16 protein-coding genes are annotated in these 15269 nt (G+C 59.1%); 7 read left to right on the forward strand and 9 right to left on the reverse strand.

What is annotated here, in order from left to right:
* Nucleotides 1–34 precede the first annotated feature (34 nt).
* Genes ACR0AP_RS01345 through ACR0AP_RS01360 form a run of 4 tightly spaced genes read left to right on the forward strand, consistent with a single transcriptional unit; the run spans nucleotide 35 to nucleotide 4866 of the window.
* Entirely contained in the window at nucleotides 35–2830 is a 2796-nt protein-coding gene (locus ACR0AP_RS01345) for a [protein-PII] uridylyltransferase family protein (protein ID WP_480504819.1), read from the forward strand.
* Nucleotides 2814–3086, forward strand: a complete 273-nt coding sequence (locus tag ACR0AP_RS01350) for a hypothetical protein (protein WP_480504821.1) — start codon at nucleotides 2814–2816, stop codon at nucleotides 3084–3086. The genes ACR0AP_RS01345 and ACR0AP_RS01350 overlap by 17 nt, the downstream gene beginning before the upstream one ends.
* 38 nt (nucleotides 3087–3124) lie before the next feature.
* Nucleotides 3125–4327, forward strand: a complete 1203-nt coding sequence (locus tag ACR0AP_RS01355; protein ID WP_480504823.1) for an RSP_2647 family RNA methyltransferase — start codon at nucleotides 3125–3127, stop codon at nucleotides 4325–4327.
* Nucleotides 4324–4866, forward strand: a complete 543-nt coding sequence (locus tag ACR0AP_RS01360) for an RSP_2648 family PIN domain-containing protein (RefSeq protein ID WP_480480498.1) — start codon at nucleotides 4324–4326, stop codon at nucleotides 4864–4866. Before ACR0AP_RS01355 ends, ACR0AP_RS01360 begins: the two co-directional genes overlap by 4 nt.
* 71 nt (nucleotides 4867–4937) lie before the next feature.
* Here ACR0AP_RS01360 and ACR0AP_RS01365 read toward each other — a convergent pair whose 3' ends face one another.
* The 7 genes from ACR0AP_RS01365 to ACR0AP_RS01395 all read right to left on the reverse strand — a co-directional run bounded on the left by ACR0AP_RS01365 (nucleotide 4938) and on the right by ACR0AP_RS01395 (nucleotide 10559).
* Nucleotides 4938–5624 carry a M48 family metallopeptidase gene (locus ACR0AP_RS01365; protein ID WP_480480500.1) on the reverse strand — a complete coding sequence of 229 codons (687 nt, stop codon included), beginning with the start codon at nucleotides 5622–5624 and terminating at the stop codon, nucleotides 4938–4940.
* 101 nt (nucleotides 5625–5725) lie between these two features.
* A complete protein-coding gene (locus ACR0AP_RS01370) occupies nucleotides 5726–6322 on the reverse strand; it encodes an NAD(P)H-dependent oxidoreductase (RefSeq protein WP_480480502.1) in 597 nt (198 codons plus the stop codon).
* A 101-nt stretch (nucleotides 6323–6423) separates the two neighbouring features.
* Nucleotides 6424–7608, reverse strand: coding sequence for a vWA domain-containing protein (locus ACR0AP_RS01375; RefSeq protein ID WP_480504825.1), 1185 nt, complete (start codon nucleotides 7606–7608; stop codon nucleotides 6424–6426).
* 4 nt (nucleotides 7609–7612) lie between these two features.
* A complete protein-coding gene (locus ACR0AP_RS01380) occupies nucleotides 7613–7783 on the reverse strand; it encodes a hypothetical protein (RefSeq protein ID WP_209503658.1) in 171 nt (56 codons plus the stop codon).
* Nucleotides 7784–7790: 7 nt separating this feature from the next.
* Nucleotides 7791–9158, reverse strand: coding sequence for a DUF2927 domain-containing protein (locus tag ACR0AP_RS01385; protein ID WP_480504827.1), 1368 nt, complete (start codon nucleotides 9156–9158; stop codon nucleotides 7791–7793).
* Complete coding sequence (locus ACR0AP_RS01390; protein WP_480504829.1) at nucleotides 9155–9604, reverse strand: N-acetyltransferase family protein; 450 nt, start codon at nucleotides 9602–9604, stop codon at nucleotides 9155–9157. Before ACR0AP_RS01390 ends, ACR0AP_RS01385 begins: the two co-directional genes overlap by 4 nt.
* Nucleotides 9605–9713: 109 nt before the next feature.
* Nucleotides 9714–10559 (reverse strand): AAA family ATPase, encoded by an 846-nt coding sequence (locus ACR0AP_RS01395; protein ID WP_480504831.1) that lies wholly within the window; start codon nucleotides 10557–10559, stop codon nucleotides 9714–9716.
* Nucleotides 10560–10940: 381 nt separating this feature from the next.
* On the opposite strand from ACR0AP_RS01395, the gene dksA reads away from it, so the two are divergent.
* Entirely contained in the window at nucleotides 10941–11363 is a 423-nt protein-coding gene (dksA, locus tag ACR0AP_RS01400) for an RNA polymerase-binding protein DksA (RefSeq protein ID WP_209504868.1), read from the forward strand.
* A 71-nt stretch (nucleotides 11364–11434) separates the two neighbouring features.
* Nucleotides 11435–12583 (forward strand): FAD-dependent monooxygenase, encoded by a 1149-nt coding sequence (locus ACR0AP_RS01405; protein ID WP_480504832.1) that lies wholly within the window; start codon nucleotides 11435–11437, stop codon nucleotides 12581–12583.
* 4 nt (nucleotides 12584–12587) lie between these two features.
* Here ACR0AP_RS01405 and xth read toward each other — a convergent pair whose 3' ends face one another.
* Nucleotides 12588–13367 (reverse strand): exodeoxyribonuclease III, encoded by a 780-nt coding sequence (xth, locus tag ACR0AP_RS01410; RefSeq protein ID WP_480504834.1) that lies wholly within the window; start codon nucleotides 13365–13367, stop codon nucleotides 12588–12590.
* 280 nt (nucleotides 13368–13647) lie between these two features.
* A complete protein-coding gene (locus ACR0AP_RS01415) occupies nucleotides 13648–13971 on the reverse strand; it encodes a HesB/IscA family protein (protein WP_480504835.1) in 324 nt (107 codons plus the stop codon).
* A 76-nt stretch (nucleotides 13972–14047) separates the two neighbouring features.
* Here ACR0AP_RS01415 and ACR0AP_RS01420 point away from each other — a divergent pair, with 76 nt between their 5' ends.
* On the forward strand, nucleotides 14048–15187 hold the full coding sequence (locus ACR0AP_RS01420; RefSeq protein WP_480504837.1) for a deoxyguanosinetriphosphate triphosphohydrolase: 1140 nt from the start codon (nucleotides 14048–14050) through the stop codon (nucleotides 15185–15187).
* Nucleotides 15188–15269 lie beyond the last annotated feature (82 nt).

Consider the following 15269-nt stretch of genomic DNA (forward strand, 5'->3'; position numbering starts at 1 on the left):
GACGATTGCGCCCCGCAATGCGCAGGGTGCGCGCATGACTAACGCTCTTGCCATTACCCGCCTTCCGCGTGCGTTTGATCCGTCTCTGGGCGATGAAACCCGCGCTCTGATACCTGATCTGTCGCAGGAGATGGGAGAGCTGGTGGCGGGAACAGCCGGGTCCAGCCCATATCTGAAAGGCCTGATCGAGCGTGAAAGGGAATGGCTGCCTGATGCCATAATGCGCCCGGATCAGGCTCTGTCTGAAGTCATGGCGGATGCGCGTGAGCTGCCGCCGGATCAGCTGAAATCCGGATTGCGGCAGGCCAAGCGGCGTGTGGCGTTGTTGACCGCGCTTGCCGACATTGCAGGTGCCTGGCCGCTTGAGAAAGTCACCGCGGCGTTGACCGATTTCGGTGCATTGGCCGCGGATACTGCGGCCAAGGCCGAGATTGCGACGTTGATCCGGCGCAACAAACTGCCGGGTATGACCGAGGACGATATCGAAACTGCCGCCGGGATGGTCATTCTGGCTATGGGCAAGATGGGCGCGCATGAGCTGAACTACAGCTCGGATATCGATCTGATTGTGCTGTTTGATGAGACGCGGTTCGACCCCGATGACTTTTACGAGGCCCGGCAGGGCATGGTGCGGGCAACGCGGAACTTCTGCGCGACGCTCAGCGACAAGACTGCCGATGGCTATGTTTTCCGTACCGATCTGAGGCTGAGGCCAGATCCCGCCGTAACACCGGTTTGCATGGCAATGGAGGCCGCTGAACGGTACTACGAAAGCCTTGGCCGCACATGGGAACGCGCGGCATATATCAAGGCCCGCCCCTGCGCCGGAGACTTGGCCGCGGGGCAGCGGTTTCTGGACAGTCTGCGCCCTTTTGTCTGGCGTCGCCATCTGGATTTTGCCGCCATTCAGGACGCGCATGATATGCGTCTGCGGATTCGCGAAAACAAAGGTACGGGCGGGGTCTTGTCGATCCCGGGCCACGACATGAAGCTGGGGCAGGGCGGTATTCGCGAGATCGAGTTCTTCACCCAGACCCGTCAGTTGATCGCAGGCGGTCGCGATCCGGATTTACGGGTGCGTGGAACGGTTCCGGGGTTGGCGGCGTTGGCGTCAAAAGGCTGGGTGCCGCAGGATGTTGCGGACAAACTAACCGATCATTACCGGGCGCACCGCGAAGTCGAACACCGCATTCAGATGGTTCATGATGCGCAGACGCATAAGGTGCCGAAATCACCTGAAGGCATTGAACGTATCGCCTGTCTGATGGGGATCGAAAGTGATGAACTGAAACAGGACGTGAAAAACCGCCTGACCGAAGTGCACGAACTGACCGAAGGATTTTTTGCGCCCGGGCCCGGTCCTGCACCTGTGGCGGCGCAGGATGTAGAATTTGACCAGAGTGTTCTGGCCCGGTGGACGACCTATCCGGCCTTAAGGTCCCAGCGCGGGTCGCGGATATTCGAAAGGTTGCGGCCCGAGTTGCTGTCGCGTCTTGCCAAGACCGCCAAACCGGAAGAGGCGTTGATGGCGCTGGATGGGTTTCTGTCTGGCCTTCCCGCCGGGGTTCAGCTGTTTTCCTTGTTCGAGGCCAATCCGCAACTGATCGACCTGCTGGTCGATATCGTTGGCACATCTCATGCTCTGGCTTCGCATCTGTCGCGCAATGCCTCGGTTTTCGACGCGGTGATCGGCGGCAGTTTCTTTGCCGATTGGCCGGGGCAGAAGGCATTGCAAATCGAACTGGACCGTGCGCTGGCGGAAGAGCCTGACTATGAAACCCGGCTCGACCTTGCACGGCGCTGGTGCAAGGAATGGCATTTCCGGGTCGGTGTCCACCACTTGCGGGGTCTGATCGACGGGGCACAGGCAGGCCGGCAATATGCAGAACTTGCACAATCGGTGATTGCCGCCATCCTGCCATATGTTGCCGAGAATTTCGCCCGCAAACACGGGCCCGCCCCGGGGCGCGGAGCGGCGGTGTTGGGCATGGGGTCGCTGGGCGCAGGACGGATCAATTCGCAATCCGATCTGGACATGATTGTGATCTATGATCCGCAGGATCAGGACATGTCCGATGGTCCGCGTCCTTTGGCCACGCGCACCTATTATGCGCGGTTCACGCAGGCGCTGATCACGGCACTTTCGGCTCCGATGTCACAGGGGCGGCTGTATGAGGTCGACATGCGACTGCGCCCGTCCGGCAATCAGGGACCAGTCGCCACCAGTTGGGCCAGCTTTACCAATTATCAGCAGAATGAGGCCTGGGTGTGGGAACATCTGGCCCTGACCCGTGCTCATGTCGTTGCGGGTGATGCCGGTTTGGCAAATGATATCGAAGCGTTTCGCGTCGGGTTTCTGTCGCGCCCACGCGAGCGGGACAAGGTTTTGCGCGAAGTCGCCGAGATGCGAACGCGTCTGGCCGCAGCCAAGGCACCCGCCGGGATCTGGGATGCCAAAAACGGGCCCGGCCGCCTGATGGATATCGAACTGATGGCCGAAACCGGTGCCTTGCTGGCAGGGTCTACGGCACGCGACGTGTCCTCGGGCCTCGATGGTGCCGTCGCTGCCGGGTTGCTGGATGTCGCGCAGGCGCAATCCCTGAAAGACTGCTACAGCCTATGCTGGTCGGTGCAATGTGCGGCCCGGCTTCTATCGGGCAAGGTCATCGAGGCGGAACAGATCGGTGAAGGAGGTGTGGATTTCCTGTGCCGCGCCACCGGGTTTGAACAGGTCGATGCACTGCAACGGGCATTACAGAAGAGTTACACAACCGCGGCCGACCTGATCGGCGGCGTGATCCAAGAGGGCGAAGATGGCACGCAGTACTGATCCCAATGACCACAAAGGTCTGATCCAGGAAGCCTATCGTATCGAAGGCATCACCCTGCCGGAATGCCGCAGCATATTTCTGGACTGGGCGCTCAGCCTGCCCGAAGAGCGTGACCAGAACACGGCGCTGACCGAGTTGCATGCGGCATACGCGCTGCACAGCCCGGATCACCCCATGACTCAGGTTCTGTCCGAGGGCCTTCAGGCGGCCCAAACCCCGAAACGGCGTGGCGGCTGGCGCTCTCGGAACCGCTAGGGCTTTTCCATCGGCACATTCGCGACTAAGAGGGCGCCATGACCCAAACTGCCGACCGCCCCCGTATCCGCCTGAAACCCAAAGCCAACGCGCGCGGGCTGCGCCATGGCTTCCCCTGGGTCTATGCAAATGACATTGTCACAGACCGCCGCACGCGCAAGATCCCCGCAGGCGCTCTGGCGATTCTCGAGGATGACAACCGTGCAGCGCTTGCGCTGGTGGCCGTCAATCCTGACTCAAAAATCATGTGCAGGGTGCTGGATCACGACACAAACGCGCAGTTGGACAATACTTGGTTCGAAACCCGCCTTAGCCGCGCCCTTGCATTGCGTGAACGCTTGTTTGATGCGCCTTTCTACCGTCTGGTCCATGCCGAGGCCGATGGCTTTCCCGGTGTGATCATCGACAGGTTTGGCGATAGCTGTGTCATCCAGCCCAACGCGGCCTGGGCCGAGGTGCATCTGGATACGCTCACCGAAACGCTAGTCAAGGTCGCAGGCGTGACGACGGTGCTGAAAAACGCCTCGGGACGCACGCGCGGGCTGGAAGGGCTGGACGATGAGAACCTGACTTTGCACGGCACCGCACCCGACGCACCCCTGCCTGTGCCGATGAATGGTGCCACGTATATGGCCGACCTGACCGGAGGTCAGAAAACCGGCCTGTTTTACGATCAACGCCCCAACCATGCCTTTGCCGCACGGCTGGTACATCCCGGAGCGCAGGTGCTGGACGTGTTCAGCCATGTCGGCGGCTTTGGTCTGGCAATGCTGGCCGCAGGTGCCGGACAAGCGCTGTCCGTCGATGGGTCTGCGGCCGCGCTGGAACTGGCCACCAAAGGCGCTGCGGCTTCGGGCCTTGCCGACAGGTTCCAGACCCGACAGGGCGACGCGTTCGATGTGTTGACCCAATTGGGGGACGAGGGTGCGGCGTTTGACGTGGTCATCTGTGATCCACCTGCCTTTGCCCCCTCAAAACAAGCGCTGGACGCGGGGTTGCGCGCTTATGAGCGTATCGCACGGCTTGCCGCACCTCTGGTCAAACCCGGCGGCTATCTGGGGCTGTGCTCGTGTTCTCATGCCGCCGATCTGGGACGGTTCCGCGACGCCTCCTCCCGCGGGATCGGCCGGGCGGGTCGACAGGCGCAACTCATCCACACCGGATTTGCCGGGCCGGATCACCCGCAACTGCCGCAACTGGCGGAAAGCGGCTACCTCAAAGCGGTGTTCTACCGCCTATGAAGGCTGTTCTCGACACTTGCGTCCTCTATCCCACGGTCATGCGCGAGATGCTGTTGGGTGCTGCGCGATTGGGGCATTTCACCCCGCTCTGGTCCGCCCGCATCCTCGAAGAATGGGCCCGCGCCGCCCGTAAGCTGGGCCCGACGGGTGAGGCGCAGGCGCGCGCCGAGATCGCGTTGGTGCAAGCGGCTTGGCCGGATGCTGAACGTCCAACGAATGAGGGTCTTCAAAACCGTCTGTGGCTGCCGGACGCCGCAGATATCCACGTGCTGGCTACAGCAATAGCTGCTTCCGCTGATCTGATTGTCACGGTTAATGCCAAGGATTTTCCCAGAAATATCCTGACTGATGAAGGGCTTGATCGGCAAGACCCCGACAGCCTGCTGTACGGCTTTTGGCAATCCAATCCAGAAGGCATGAGCACACTTGCCACTCAGGTCCTTGCCGAAGCCAATCGCCTCTCAGCCGAAAAATGGACCCTTCGCGCGCTCATGAAAAAAGCCCGGCTTCCGCGATTGGGCAAGGCACTCGCCACCTGAGTGGGATCCAGCTTCATCTGGCCCAAAATATCCCGGAGAGCGCGAGAGGCTGGCCTCTCGCAGCACAGGCTTCACTGCTGTGCCCAACGCTGTTCAAGCTTTTCCAGCGCCGCAACACGTTCATCTGTCTTGGGATGGCTCATCAGCCATGCCGGGACCACCCCGGCGCGTTGCTGTGTCAACTCTTCCAGCTTGTGAAACAGTGATTTCTGCGGACCGATTCCGATACCGGCTTTTGTCAGCAAGGCGGCCGCATATTCATCCGCTTCATACTCATCCCCCCGCGACAGGCGCGAGGCGATCAGTGCGGTCAACGCGTTGGCAATCATCGCTCCGACAAAAGGGATGAACCGGTTCAGGACCATGATCAGCGCCGTGCGCATCGCATTCTGCCCCGAAAAATCGATCATCCGCCGCCGCGCGTGACCTAGTGCCACATGGCCCAACTCATGCGCGATTACACTGGCCATTTCCTCAGCCGAAACCTCGCCGTTGCGGAACTTGCGGTAAAATCCCCGCGTGATGAATATCCGCCCGTCCGGTGCGGCCAGCCCGTTCACCGGGTCGATCTCATAGATATAAACCGGAACCCGCTCGATCTCGAGCGCGGCAGCCAGCCGGTCGGTCATGCGCTTGAGGGCCGGGTCAACAAGTTCGGTCGACTTTGCGTCCAGTTCCCGATGGGTGCGCCAGACGGAAATCCGGTACATCACAATTCCATAGGCAATGGCCAGCAGGATAGGGGTCAGACGCAGCATGGGCTAGATATGGGTTTTCAACACCCCAAGAGCAAATGGAAAATAGAAGCTTCTCACAATCCAGCCGCATTTCAAAGTGAGGCTGCAGAGCGCGACCGTGTTCATGGATCGCTTTCAGGTTGCGGAAGCGTACGTCCAATTTCATAGCAACGTTCCAAAAGCGCCTGTCGCCGCGGGGCTGATCCGGTCGCGCCATGCAACAGCTCGAGTTTCCGGGGTGAAAACCCGAAATACCCGAACGTGCCTTTGGTCCAGAGTGTCTCAAGCGCGTCGGTGTATCCTTTGGCTTCCATTTCGTCAGAACGCGCACCGGCTGGCACCAACAGTAATCCTGTTCGCGACCTCTGGAGGGACTTTTCCGGGTCGTCCAACTGATCGTAGGCCCAGTCCCACATCCACACGCGGTCGACCCAGCCTTTCATCATCGAAGGCATTCCCCACCAGAACAATGGAAAGGCCAGGCAGATTGCATCGGCGCGCGCAATCCGTGTTTGTTCCGCAAGTATGTCTTGCGGTGCGCCCGTGCCTGCTTCGCCTTCTATATCCGCCATTGACCAGCGTGGATCGAACCCTTCTGCATGCAAATCCGCAACCTCGGTGGTATGGCCAGCCGCCTTTGCGCCTTCGCAGAGTTTCGCGACAGCGGCGGCCGTAAAGGAGTTCGGCTTTGGGTGATCCAGGATTGTCAGCAGATGCACAGTCAGCTCCTCAGGTTTTCAAACGGCAACCGGGTTACTGTGAAAGCTCAACCCTGCTTGAGGTCAAGGTATTAATCAGCAGGAATACCTGATGGTGTGTTTCACCGCGTCAGCTCGCGCATTCCCTTTTCCAGACCAGCCAGTGTCATGGGCACCATGCGATCTTCAAAGATGTCGCGGATCATGCTGATGGAATGGGTATATTCCCAGTATTTCTCGGGCACCGGGTTGATCCACAGGTTTGACGCCCACTGTTCGCGCGCGCGTTGCAGCCAGACTTGCCCGGCTTCCTGGTTCCAATGTTCATTGGCACCGCCGGGATAGGCGATTTCATAGGGGCTCATCGAGGCGTCGCCGACAAAGATGCACTTGTAGTCGGATCCATAGGTGCGCAGCACTTCGTGGGTCGGGGTCTGTTGGTTCCAGCGGCGGCGGTTGTCGCGCCAGACCCCTTCATACAGGCAATTGTGAAAGTAGTAATATTCCAGATGTTTGAACTCGGTTCTTGCAGCGGAAAACAACTCTTCAACCACTTTGATATGCGGGTCCATTGAGCCGCCGACGTCCAGAAACAACAGTACCTTCACCGCGTTGTGGCGCTCGGGCCGGGTTTTGACATCCAGATAGCCATGCTCGGCCGTGGCACGGATGGTGCCGTCCAGATCCAGCTCTTCGGCTGCTCCCTCCCGCGCCCAGCGGCGCAGGCGTTTCAGGGCAACCTTGATGTTGCGGGTGCCCAGTTCAACCGTGTCGTCGAGGTTCCTGAATTCCCGCTTGTCCCAGACCTTGACGGCACGCTGGTGGCGGCTTTCTTTCTGACCAATACGGACGCCTTCGGGGTTATACCCATATGCCCCGAACGGAGAGGTTCCTGCGGTACCAATCCATTTGTTACCGCCCTGGTGACGGCCTTGTTGTTCCTTGAGGCGCTCGCGCAACGTTTCCATCAGCTTGTCGAAACCGCCGAGCGCTTCGATCTCGGCCTTCTCCTCGTCCGACAGGTGTTTCTCGGCCATCTTGGCGAGCCAATCGGCTGGGATATCGACAGCTTCCAACACCTGATCGAAACTGATGTCGCCCAAGCCCTCAAAGCTGGCGGCAAAGGCGCGGTCGAACTTGTCGATATTGCGCTCGTCCTTCACCATCGACACGCGGGCAAGGTAGTAGAACGCTTCGACATCATAGGTGACCAGACCCTTTTTCATGCCTTCCAGAAAAGTCAGATACTCCCGGAGCGATACCGGGATGCCCGCTTTGCGGAGGTTTTCGAAAAAGGGCAGGAACATCGCGTCACGCCACCATGCGAAGCAGAACCAGCGAGATCACCAGCCCCACAAGCGCAAAAGCGATCCCATATCCGGCGGCATACTGCGCCATGTCGGCGCCGTTTCCATTGCGTTTTTTTGCGGTCAAAGCGCCCAGGATTGCACCCAGTATCGCCATTCCCAGTACTAGCAACATATGCGTTTCATCCGTCTTTCGTGCTGTCAGCGGGGCGTCGGCCACTGTTTTGAGCCAGAGATTGAGCCACCAAATCCGAACCGAACCCGTATCGCGCCCATCCAAGGCTGTCCAGCCTGACGGCACGTGCCTGCTGCAATTGACCGGCCTGTTTCAAGGCCTCGGATTTCAACAGCAGCAACGTTGCCAGCAGCGAAGCGTTTTCCGCGCGGGTCATCACGTCGATGGCCTGATCCAGTTCGGGCAGGACCTCGGGCCCGCGATCCTGTGCAAGTGCAAAGGCTGCGGTCTGGGTTGAGACATAAGCCTGATGAACCTCGGTTCCGGGCGTCGCGCGAAGAAATTGTTGCGCGATCTTGAACTGCCGCTGGGCTTCTGCCGGGTCACGAAACTGCTCCATCCGGCCCATCAGGTAGTGGGGATAGGCGCGGCGGTGGTCTGTCCATCCCAGTTGCTGCCCGATGCGGGCTGCCTTTTGTGCGGCGCGCATCTGTCGGGGGGAACCCGGCCCCGGTCCCAGTGATTTCTGGATCGCGTTGATCCACTCTCGGGGGGTATTTGTGGGGGGTTGCGCAGCTAGTCGGTCGCCGCGTGGATTCAGACGGCTGAGAATTCCGGGGATGACGGCAGCGACCTGATCGCGGGTCATGCCGGTGTGCAGTTCGGGCGCATAAGCCGCGCGCAGGATCAGCATGTCGAACCCGGTCAAGACCGTATGAATATTGTCGTCGTTGAACACCGAATCCGGCAGATGATAGAGGTCGTTCAGAGGACCAAGGGACTGTGCCAGTTCTTCGTGCAGACAATCGCGCATTTCCTGCGGGCTGACATCGTAGGGGATGAAAATCCCCAATCTTTCGCGCTGGCGCAGCTCAACCCAACTGCTTTTGGGTTTGCGGCGGTCGCGCTGATACTCGGTCAGGCTGGACGCGTTTGGCACCACGAAACAGGCCGCGTTTGGTAGAATTTGCAGAATGTCCTTCTGGCTGACCGCTTCGATCGTGATATTGGCCTGCCCGTCGTTGATTTGTCGGATGTTGATACCCGCCTCGCGCTTCAGGCGGTTCAGCAGGCGGGTCAAATCCTGCTGCATACTTTGTGTCGGCGATCCGGTCAGGCGAACGGTGATCGGCGTTTCGAACCGCGTGAACACGGGCAGTGCGGCCCCGCTTTCCAGTTCGAAATGCAGGGACAGGAAATCCGACGCGATGTTCGTATTGGACCGTGCCGGTGGCGAAGGGCGGGGTGCCGCAAAAGACTTGGCCGGCGGCAACGCCACTTCGACATATGGGACATCGTTCCCGAGTTCGATTGTCTCGACAGACGTGCAGCCAGCGATAACCAGCGCCAGAAAAAGGGCGCCCAAACGCATCATGGGCGGGCGTACTTGATGAACGGTGTCAGGGTGCCGATGCGATCATAAAGGTGGCGTGCCGTGTGGTTGAACTCTTGCGTCAGCCAGTAAACGGATGGGGCGCCCTGGCGATCCGCCTCTTCATAAACCGCCTGAATCAAGGCGCGACCGACGCCCGTTCCTCGGGTTTCAGGTCGGGCGAACAGGTCTTGCAGATAACAGACCTTTTCCACTTTCCAGGCGTGGCGATGGAACAGGTAGTGCGTCAGTCCGACCAAAACACCATCCTGTTCCGCGACAAAACAGGAAAAATCCTGCGGGTCGTCGCCCACCAATCTGGAAAAGGTCGTTTCATACACGTTTTCAGGCAGGGTGGTTTCATAAAACGCCAGATAATCCCGCCACATTTCGGCCCACTGATCTTTGTCCTCGGCCCGCAGGGTCCGGATTGTCAGAGCGTTCGCCAAGTGATGACCCCAATACTGCTGCTTTGCAACGCGGTTGCGTCAGGTATCTCGATGCTGACACCCGAGATACCCAATGGCAAGCCGTGATCACAGATTGTTCACACGCAGGCTAGCGTTTGCCACGTGCCATGAATGCAAGACGTTCGAACAGATGCACATCCTGTTCATTTTTCAGCAAAGCGCCATGCAGCTTCGGCAGCGCGCTGGCCCCGTCACGCCTGAGGTCTTCCGCCGTCAGGTCTTCGGCCAGCAACAGCTTCAGCCAGTCCAGCACCTCTGAGGTCGAGGGTTTTTTCTTGAGCCCTTGCGTCTCGCGGATTTCATAGAATTGCGTCAGCGCGGCGGTCAGAAGTGCGTCCTTGATGCCGGGGTGATGCACATCGACGATCCGGCGCATCGTCGCCTCATCCGGAAAGCGGATATAGTGGAAGAAACAGCGGCGCAGGAAGGCGTCGGGCAGCTCTTTTTCGTTGTTCGAAGTTATGATGACGATAGGGCGGTGCTTGGCCCGGACCGTCTCGCCCGTTTCATAGACATGGAACTCCATCTTATCGAGTTCCTGCAACAGGTCATTGGGGAACTCGATATCCGCTTTGTCGATTTCGTCGATCAGCAGAACAACCTTTTCGTCGGCGTCAAAGGCCTGCCACAGCTTGCCCTTGCGGATATAGTTCGACACGTCATGGACGCGCTCTTCGCCCAATTGGCTGTCACGCAGGCGGCTGACGGCATCATATTCATAAAGACCCTGCTGCGCGCGGGTGGTGGATTTCACATTCCACTCGATCATTCTCAGCCCTAGCGCACCGGCCACCTGCCTAGCCAGCTCGGTCTTGCCGGTACCAGGTTCGCCCTTCACCAGCAGGGGGCGTTCCAGCGTGACAGCGGCGTTCACGGCAATGGTCAGATCGTCGGTGGCGACATATTCGGCTGTACCTTGGAAACGTGCGGTCATGGGCCTCTCGTGCGTATATTGTGTTGGACGGGCAGGTTGTGGTTTCCGGGTTACAGAGCGGCAAGGTTTTTTACAACCCGCGTCCCTGCGTCGCCCGGCGGGAATTGTGCTGCAACTCCAAGCCCTTTTGCTTGATTCCGATATAGACCAATTCCGGGCGCCGTGCCTCTCGCCCTAAAAAAGCCTGTCAAATTTCATAGAAATACAAGGTTTTGTTGATGTTTGTCTCATAGTTAGACAAATCCGCGGGGGTGCACTGTTGCGCAACGTTTGTGTAGTGACATTCCACCGTCCGTCGGCTAAACGCTGCGCAGAAGGGAGAGCCAAATGTCAGCTGAAACAGCCTCGAACGACGTTACTGGCCAAACCGAGGGAGCAAATATGAAGCAGGAAGTTTTTCTGCCGGAAGATTATCGTCCGGCCGAAGATGAGCCTTTCATGAATGATCGTCAGCTTGAGTATTTTCGCCGCAAGCTGCTGGATTGGAAGACAGAGTTACTGGCTGGTAGCCGCGACACCATCGAAGGGCTGCAAGACAACACCCGTAACATTCCGGACGTCGCGGACCGCGCCAGCGAAGAAACAGACCGTGCGCTGGAACTTCGGACCCGTGATCGTCAGCGAAAGCTGGTCGCAAAGATCGACTCGGCCCTGCGCCGGATTGATGATGGCGAATACGGGTATTGCGAAATGACGGGCGATCCGATCTCGCTGAAACGTCTGGACGCACGACCGATTGCAACCATGACACTTGAAGCGCAAGAGCGCCACGAGCGTCGCGAAAAGGTCCACCGCGACGATTAATCGCCGGGTATGTGTAAGAAATCCAAACGCCGGGGCCTGTGGCTCCGGCGTTTTTGCGTTATGCGGGTGTCATGAAGATAGACGGATTGAAATTCTGTGTAGTCGGCGGTGGAATCGGCGGCCTGGCCTCGGCACTGGCGCTGCAACACCGTGGGGCGCATGTCACGCTTCTGGAGCAATCCCCGGCCCTGACCGAAGTCGGTGCTGGTTTGCAGATCAGTGAGAACGGGATGCGCGTTCTTCATGCACTTGGCGTCACAGGTCTTTCTGTCGGGCAGAAATCCCATGGAACTGTCTTGCGCGATTACCGAAATGGGCGCGTGGTCAGTCGGCTGCCAGGCCCCGCAGCTGGTCCGACCTACTACTACCACCGTGCCGACCTTCTGAACCTTCTTCATGATGCGGCTTGTGCGGCAGGCGTGGATATCCGGTTGGGTGCCAGAGTTTCGCATGTGCAAAAGCATCCCAACGAGGCAGAGGTGGTCCTGGCGTCAGGCGAGCGAATTCGCGCTGAATGCGCCATTGCGGCCGATGGCGGCCGCAGTATGCTCCGCCCGGCTTTGAACGGGGCAGAGGTGCCGGAGTTCACGCATCAGGTGGCCTGGCGCGCCACCATCCCCTGGCAGCCCGGTCATGATCCGGTTTCCGCATCCCTGACGATGGGGCCGGGGCGGCATGTGGTGACCTATCCGTTGCGTGACGAAAGCATGATGAACATTGTTGCGGTCGAAGAGCGCTCGGACTGGCGGGAAGAAGGATGGCGTCAGACGGGCGACCCTGAAGAGCTGCGCAAGCGCTTCGCGGATTTCGGCGGCCCCGTGCGCGACATTCTGTCGAAAGTCACGGAAGTGCATCTGTGGGCATTGTTTCTGCGGCCCGTCGCGCAAAACTGGCAGAATGGTCGGTTGGCACTGCTGGGGGACGCGGCCCATCCGACGTTGCCATTCATGGCGCAAGGGGCATGTCTGGCGCTCGAGGACGCCTGGGTGCTGGCGCGCGCGTTTGACGAACGATCGGGTATCACCAACGCACTGGCGGCCTATGAAACAACCCGCAAGCCAAGGGCGCAGCGCGTTGTCGCGGCGGCCGGGTCAAATGCGCGGAACTTTCATCTGCGCGGTCCAGCCCGTATGGCTGCGCAATGTGTGCTGCGGGTCGTTGGTGCCCGGTTGTCACAACGCTATGAGTGGATCTACAGTCACGACGTCACGGCTGCCTAGGGCCTCAAAGATCCAGGTCAATCCAGACAGGAACGTGATCGGATGGCTTTTCGTGCCCCCGAACAGCGGCATCAATCTGGCAATTCCGCATGAGGTCGGCCGCTTGTGGCGTTAGCAGGAAATGATCAATCCGAATTCCGTCATTCCGGTTCCAAGCGCCAGCCTGGTAATCCCAGAAAGAATAGTGGTCGGGACCCTGCGTTGTCGCACGGAAGGCCTCGGTAAAGCCAAGGTTCAGGATCTTTCGAAAGGCGGCCCGGCTTTCCGGGCGGAACAACGCGTCTTCCCGCCAGGCATCGGGGCGTTTGGCATCCTCGGCCTGTGGGATGATGTTATAGTCTCCGGCCATCAGGGCCGGCTCCTCTGACTTCATCAGGGCCTGCGCGCGGTCGAAAAGCCGTTCCATCCAGGCCAGCTTGTAATCGTATTTCGGTCCGGGTGCCGGATTCCCGTTGGGCAGATACAGCCCACAGAGTCGCAGGGCCTTTTTGCCCACGACGGTCGCCTCGATCCAGCGTGCCTGTTCATCATTGTCATCGCCGGGAAGGCCGCGTGATACATCCTCCAGCGGAAGCTTCGACAGGATCGCGACACCATTGAAGCTTTTTTGCCCGTGTGTTTCCACGTTGTACCCGCGATCTTCAAACATCTCGCGGGGGAAGTTTTCGTCGACGGATTTGATTTCCTGAAGAAGAACAACGTCGGGTTGGGCATCGTCCAGCCAGCGGGGCAGCGCCTCGGTTCGCGCCTTGATGCCATTGATGTTGTATGTGGCGATTTTCATGCGCGATCCTCCGAAGCCTTGTGGCAACCTATCGCTCAGAACGGGCCCAGCGGCAAGTCGGAGATCGGACTAGCGAGGCTCTGCCTCGCGCTCCGGGATATTTTTAGCCAGATGAAGAAACGGATCCTTAACCATTTTCTCGATACTTGAAAGGGCGGTACAGGCGGGGACGCCGATGACCGCGCCAGGTGAAGCTCTCTGGTCGTTATGGACAGAGAGTGGATCCCTGCTTCATCTGGCTGAAAATATCCTGGGGGTGTGGGGGCAAAGCCCCCACCGGTTACATTGAAAACGACGTGCCGCAGCCACAGGACGAGGTGGCGTTGGGATTGTCGATCACAAACCGTGCACCGATAAGCTCCTGAGTGAAATCGATCACAGCGTTTTCAAGAAAGGGCAGAGAGACAGGGTCGACGATGACTTTCTGCCCCTTGCCTTCAAGGATGAGATCATCGGCCTTTGGCGTGTCCAGAGCGATTTCATATTGAAAACCGGAACATCCACCTCCCTCCACTGCGACACGCAGGGCTTGCCCCTGTTCCGCGGCACCGATTTCGGCAAGGCGGTCGTAGGCGCGTTCGGTGACTGATGGGGGCAGATTCATGCCGGTCTCCAAAGGTTTATTTCCCAAGCGTCCTACAATATATGAAACCAAAAGACAGGCGACAAGGACAAGGCCTTTGGACAGAGCAGGTTTTGCTTCGGACCCAGACCGCGCAAGGGGGCGGCTGGTTCCAGAGGAAGAAAGCAGCTTCCGGTCAAGCTTTCAGCGCGATCGCGACCGGATCATTCATGCCAGTGCGTTTCGACGGCTCAAGCACAAGACGCAAGTCTTTGTCGAGCACGAAGGTGACAGCTATCGAACACGGCTGACCCATTCCATCGAAGTCGCTCAGGTCGCGCGAACCATTTCAGGGGCGTTGGGCCTGAATCCTGAACTCACCGAAGCTGTAGCCCTGGCGCACGACCTGGGTCATACCCCCTTTGGTCATACGGGTGAGGACGCCCTCCACGCGCTGATGGCGCCTTACGGGGGGTTTGATCACAACGCTCAGGCCATTCGGATCGTAACCAAGTTGGAGCGGCATTATGCCGGGTTTGACGGATGCAACCTGACCTGGGAGTGCCTGGAGGGTATCGCCAAGCATAACGGCCCGGTTGTTGGCGAATTGCCCTGGGCCCTGGCGGAATGCAACCAGGGCTTTGACCTTGAACTTCATACCCATGCAAGTGCCGAGGCGCAGGTGGCGGCCTTGTCTGATGACATTGCTTACAACAATCACGACCTTCTGGATGGGTTGCGTGCGGGGTTGTTTGAAGATGATGATCTGCGCCACCTTCCGATCGTGGGGGCGTGTTATGCGGATGTGGATGCGAAATACCCCGGTCTTGATCCGTATCGGCGGCGTCATGAAGCACTGCGGCGGGTTTTTGGGGTCATGGTGGCGGACGTCATCACAACGTCGCGTGACTTGATTGCGGCCTCGGGCGCGCAGACGGTCGAAGAGATCCGCCATCTCGGGTATCCTGTCATCCAATTCTCGGACGGAACTTGGACGGATCTGAAACAAATCAGGGCGTTCCTGTTTACCCGGATGTATCGCGCACCCAGCGTCATGAAGGTACGGGCCGAGGTTGCAACGGTTGTCGAAGACCTGTTTCCGATCTATCTGAGCGACCCGAAACAGATGCCCGCACGCTGGCACGAGGATATTGAAGCTGCGGCGGACGAGACCGCTCTGGCCCGGATCGTATCGGACTATATCGCAGGTATGACCGACCGTTTTGCCTTGCAGGATCACGCACGGCTGACGGGCTGATTGCGCTGCAACGACACGGGTAATAATCCACTTTCGCGGCCTTTTTGCAGGTTGGGTGATGTGTCTTGCGCAGCCGGGAAGT

The organism is Ruegeria sp. AF7 (assembly GCF_056541885.1).

Bases quoted from the DNA above. Each gene is read 5' to 3' on its own strand.
- ACR0AP_RS01385 (WP_480504827.1), bottom strand. From the start codon at position 9,158: ATGATGCGTTTGGGCGCCCTTTTTCTGGCGCTGGTTATCGCTGGCTGC.
- ACR0AP_RS01360 (WP_480480498.1), top strand. From the start codon at position 4,324: ATGAAGGCTGTTCTCGACACTTGCGTCCTCTATCCCACGGTCATGCGC.
- xth (WP_480504834.1), bottom strand. From the start codon at position 13,367: ATGAAAATCGCCACATACAACATCAATGGCATCAAGGCGCGAACCGAG.
- dksA (WP_209504868.1), top strand. From the start codon at position 10,941: ATGAAGCAGGAAGTTTTTCTGCCGGAAGATTATCGTCCGGCCGAAGAT.
- ACR0AP_RS01350 (WP_480504821.1), top strand. From the start codon at position 2,814: ATGGCACGCAGTACTGATCCCAATGACCACAAAGGTCTGATCCAGGAA.
- ACR0AP_RS01415 (WP_480504835.1), bottom strand. From the start codon at position 13,971: ATGAATCTGCCCCCATCAGTCACCGAACGCGCCTACGACCGCCTTGCC.
- ACR0AP_RS01395 (WP_480504831.1), bottom strand. From the start codon at position 10,559: ATGACCGCACGTTTCCAAGGTACAGCCGAATATGTCGCCACCGACGAT.
- ACR0AP_RS01375 (WP_480504825.1), bottom strand. From the start codon at position 7,608: ATGTTCCTGCCCTTTTTCGAAAACCTCCGCAAAGCGGGCATCCCGGTA.
- ACR0AP_RS01345 (WP_480504819.1), top strand. From the start codon at position 35: ATGACTAACGCTCTTGCCATTACCCGCCTTCCGCGTGCGTTTGATCCG.
- ACR0AP_RS01355 (WP_480504823.1), top strand. From the start codon at position 3,125: ATGACCCAAACTGCCGACCGCCCCCGTATCCGCCTGAAACCCAAAGCC.
- ACR0AP_RS01405 (WP_480504832.1), top strand. From the start codon at position 11,435: ATGAAGATAGACGGATTGAAATTCTGTGTAGTCGGCGGTGGAATCGGC.
- ACR0AP_RS01365 (WP_480480500.1), bottom strand. From the start codon at position 5,624: ATGCTGCGTCTGACCCCTATCCTGCTGGCCATTGCCTATGGAATTGTG.
- ACR0AP_RS01380 (WP_209503658.1), bottom strand. From the start codon at position 7,783: ATGTTGCTAGTACTGGGAATGGCGATACTGGGTGCAATCCTGGGCGCT.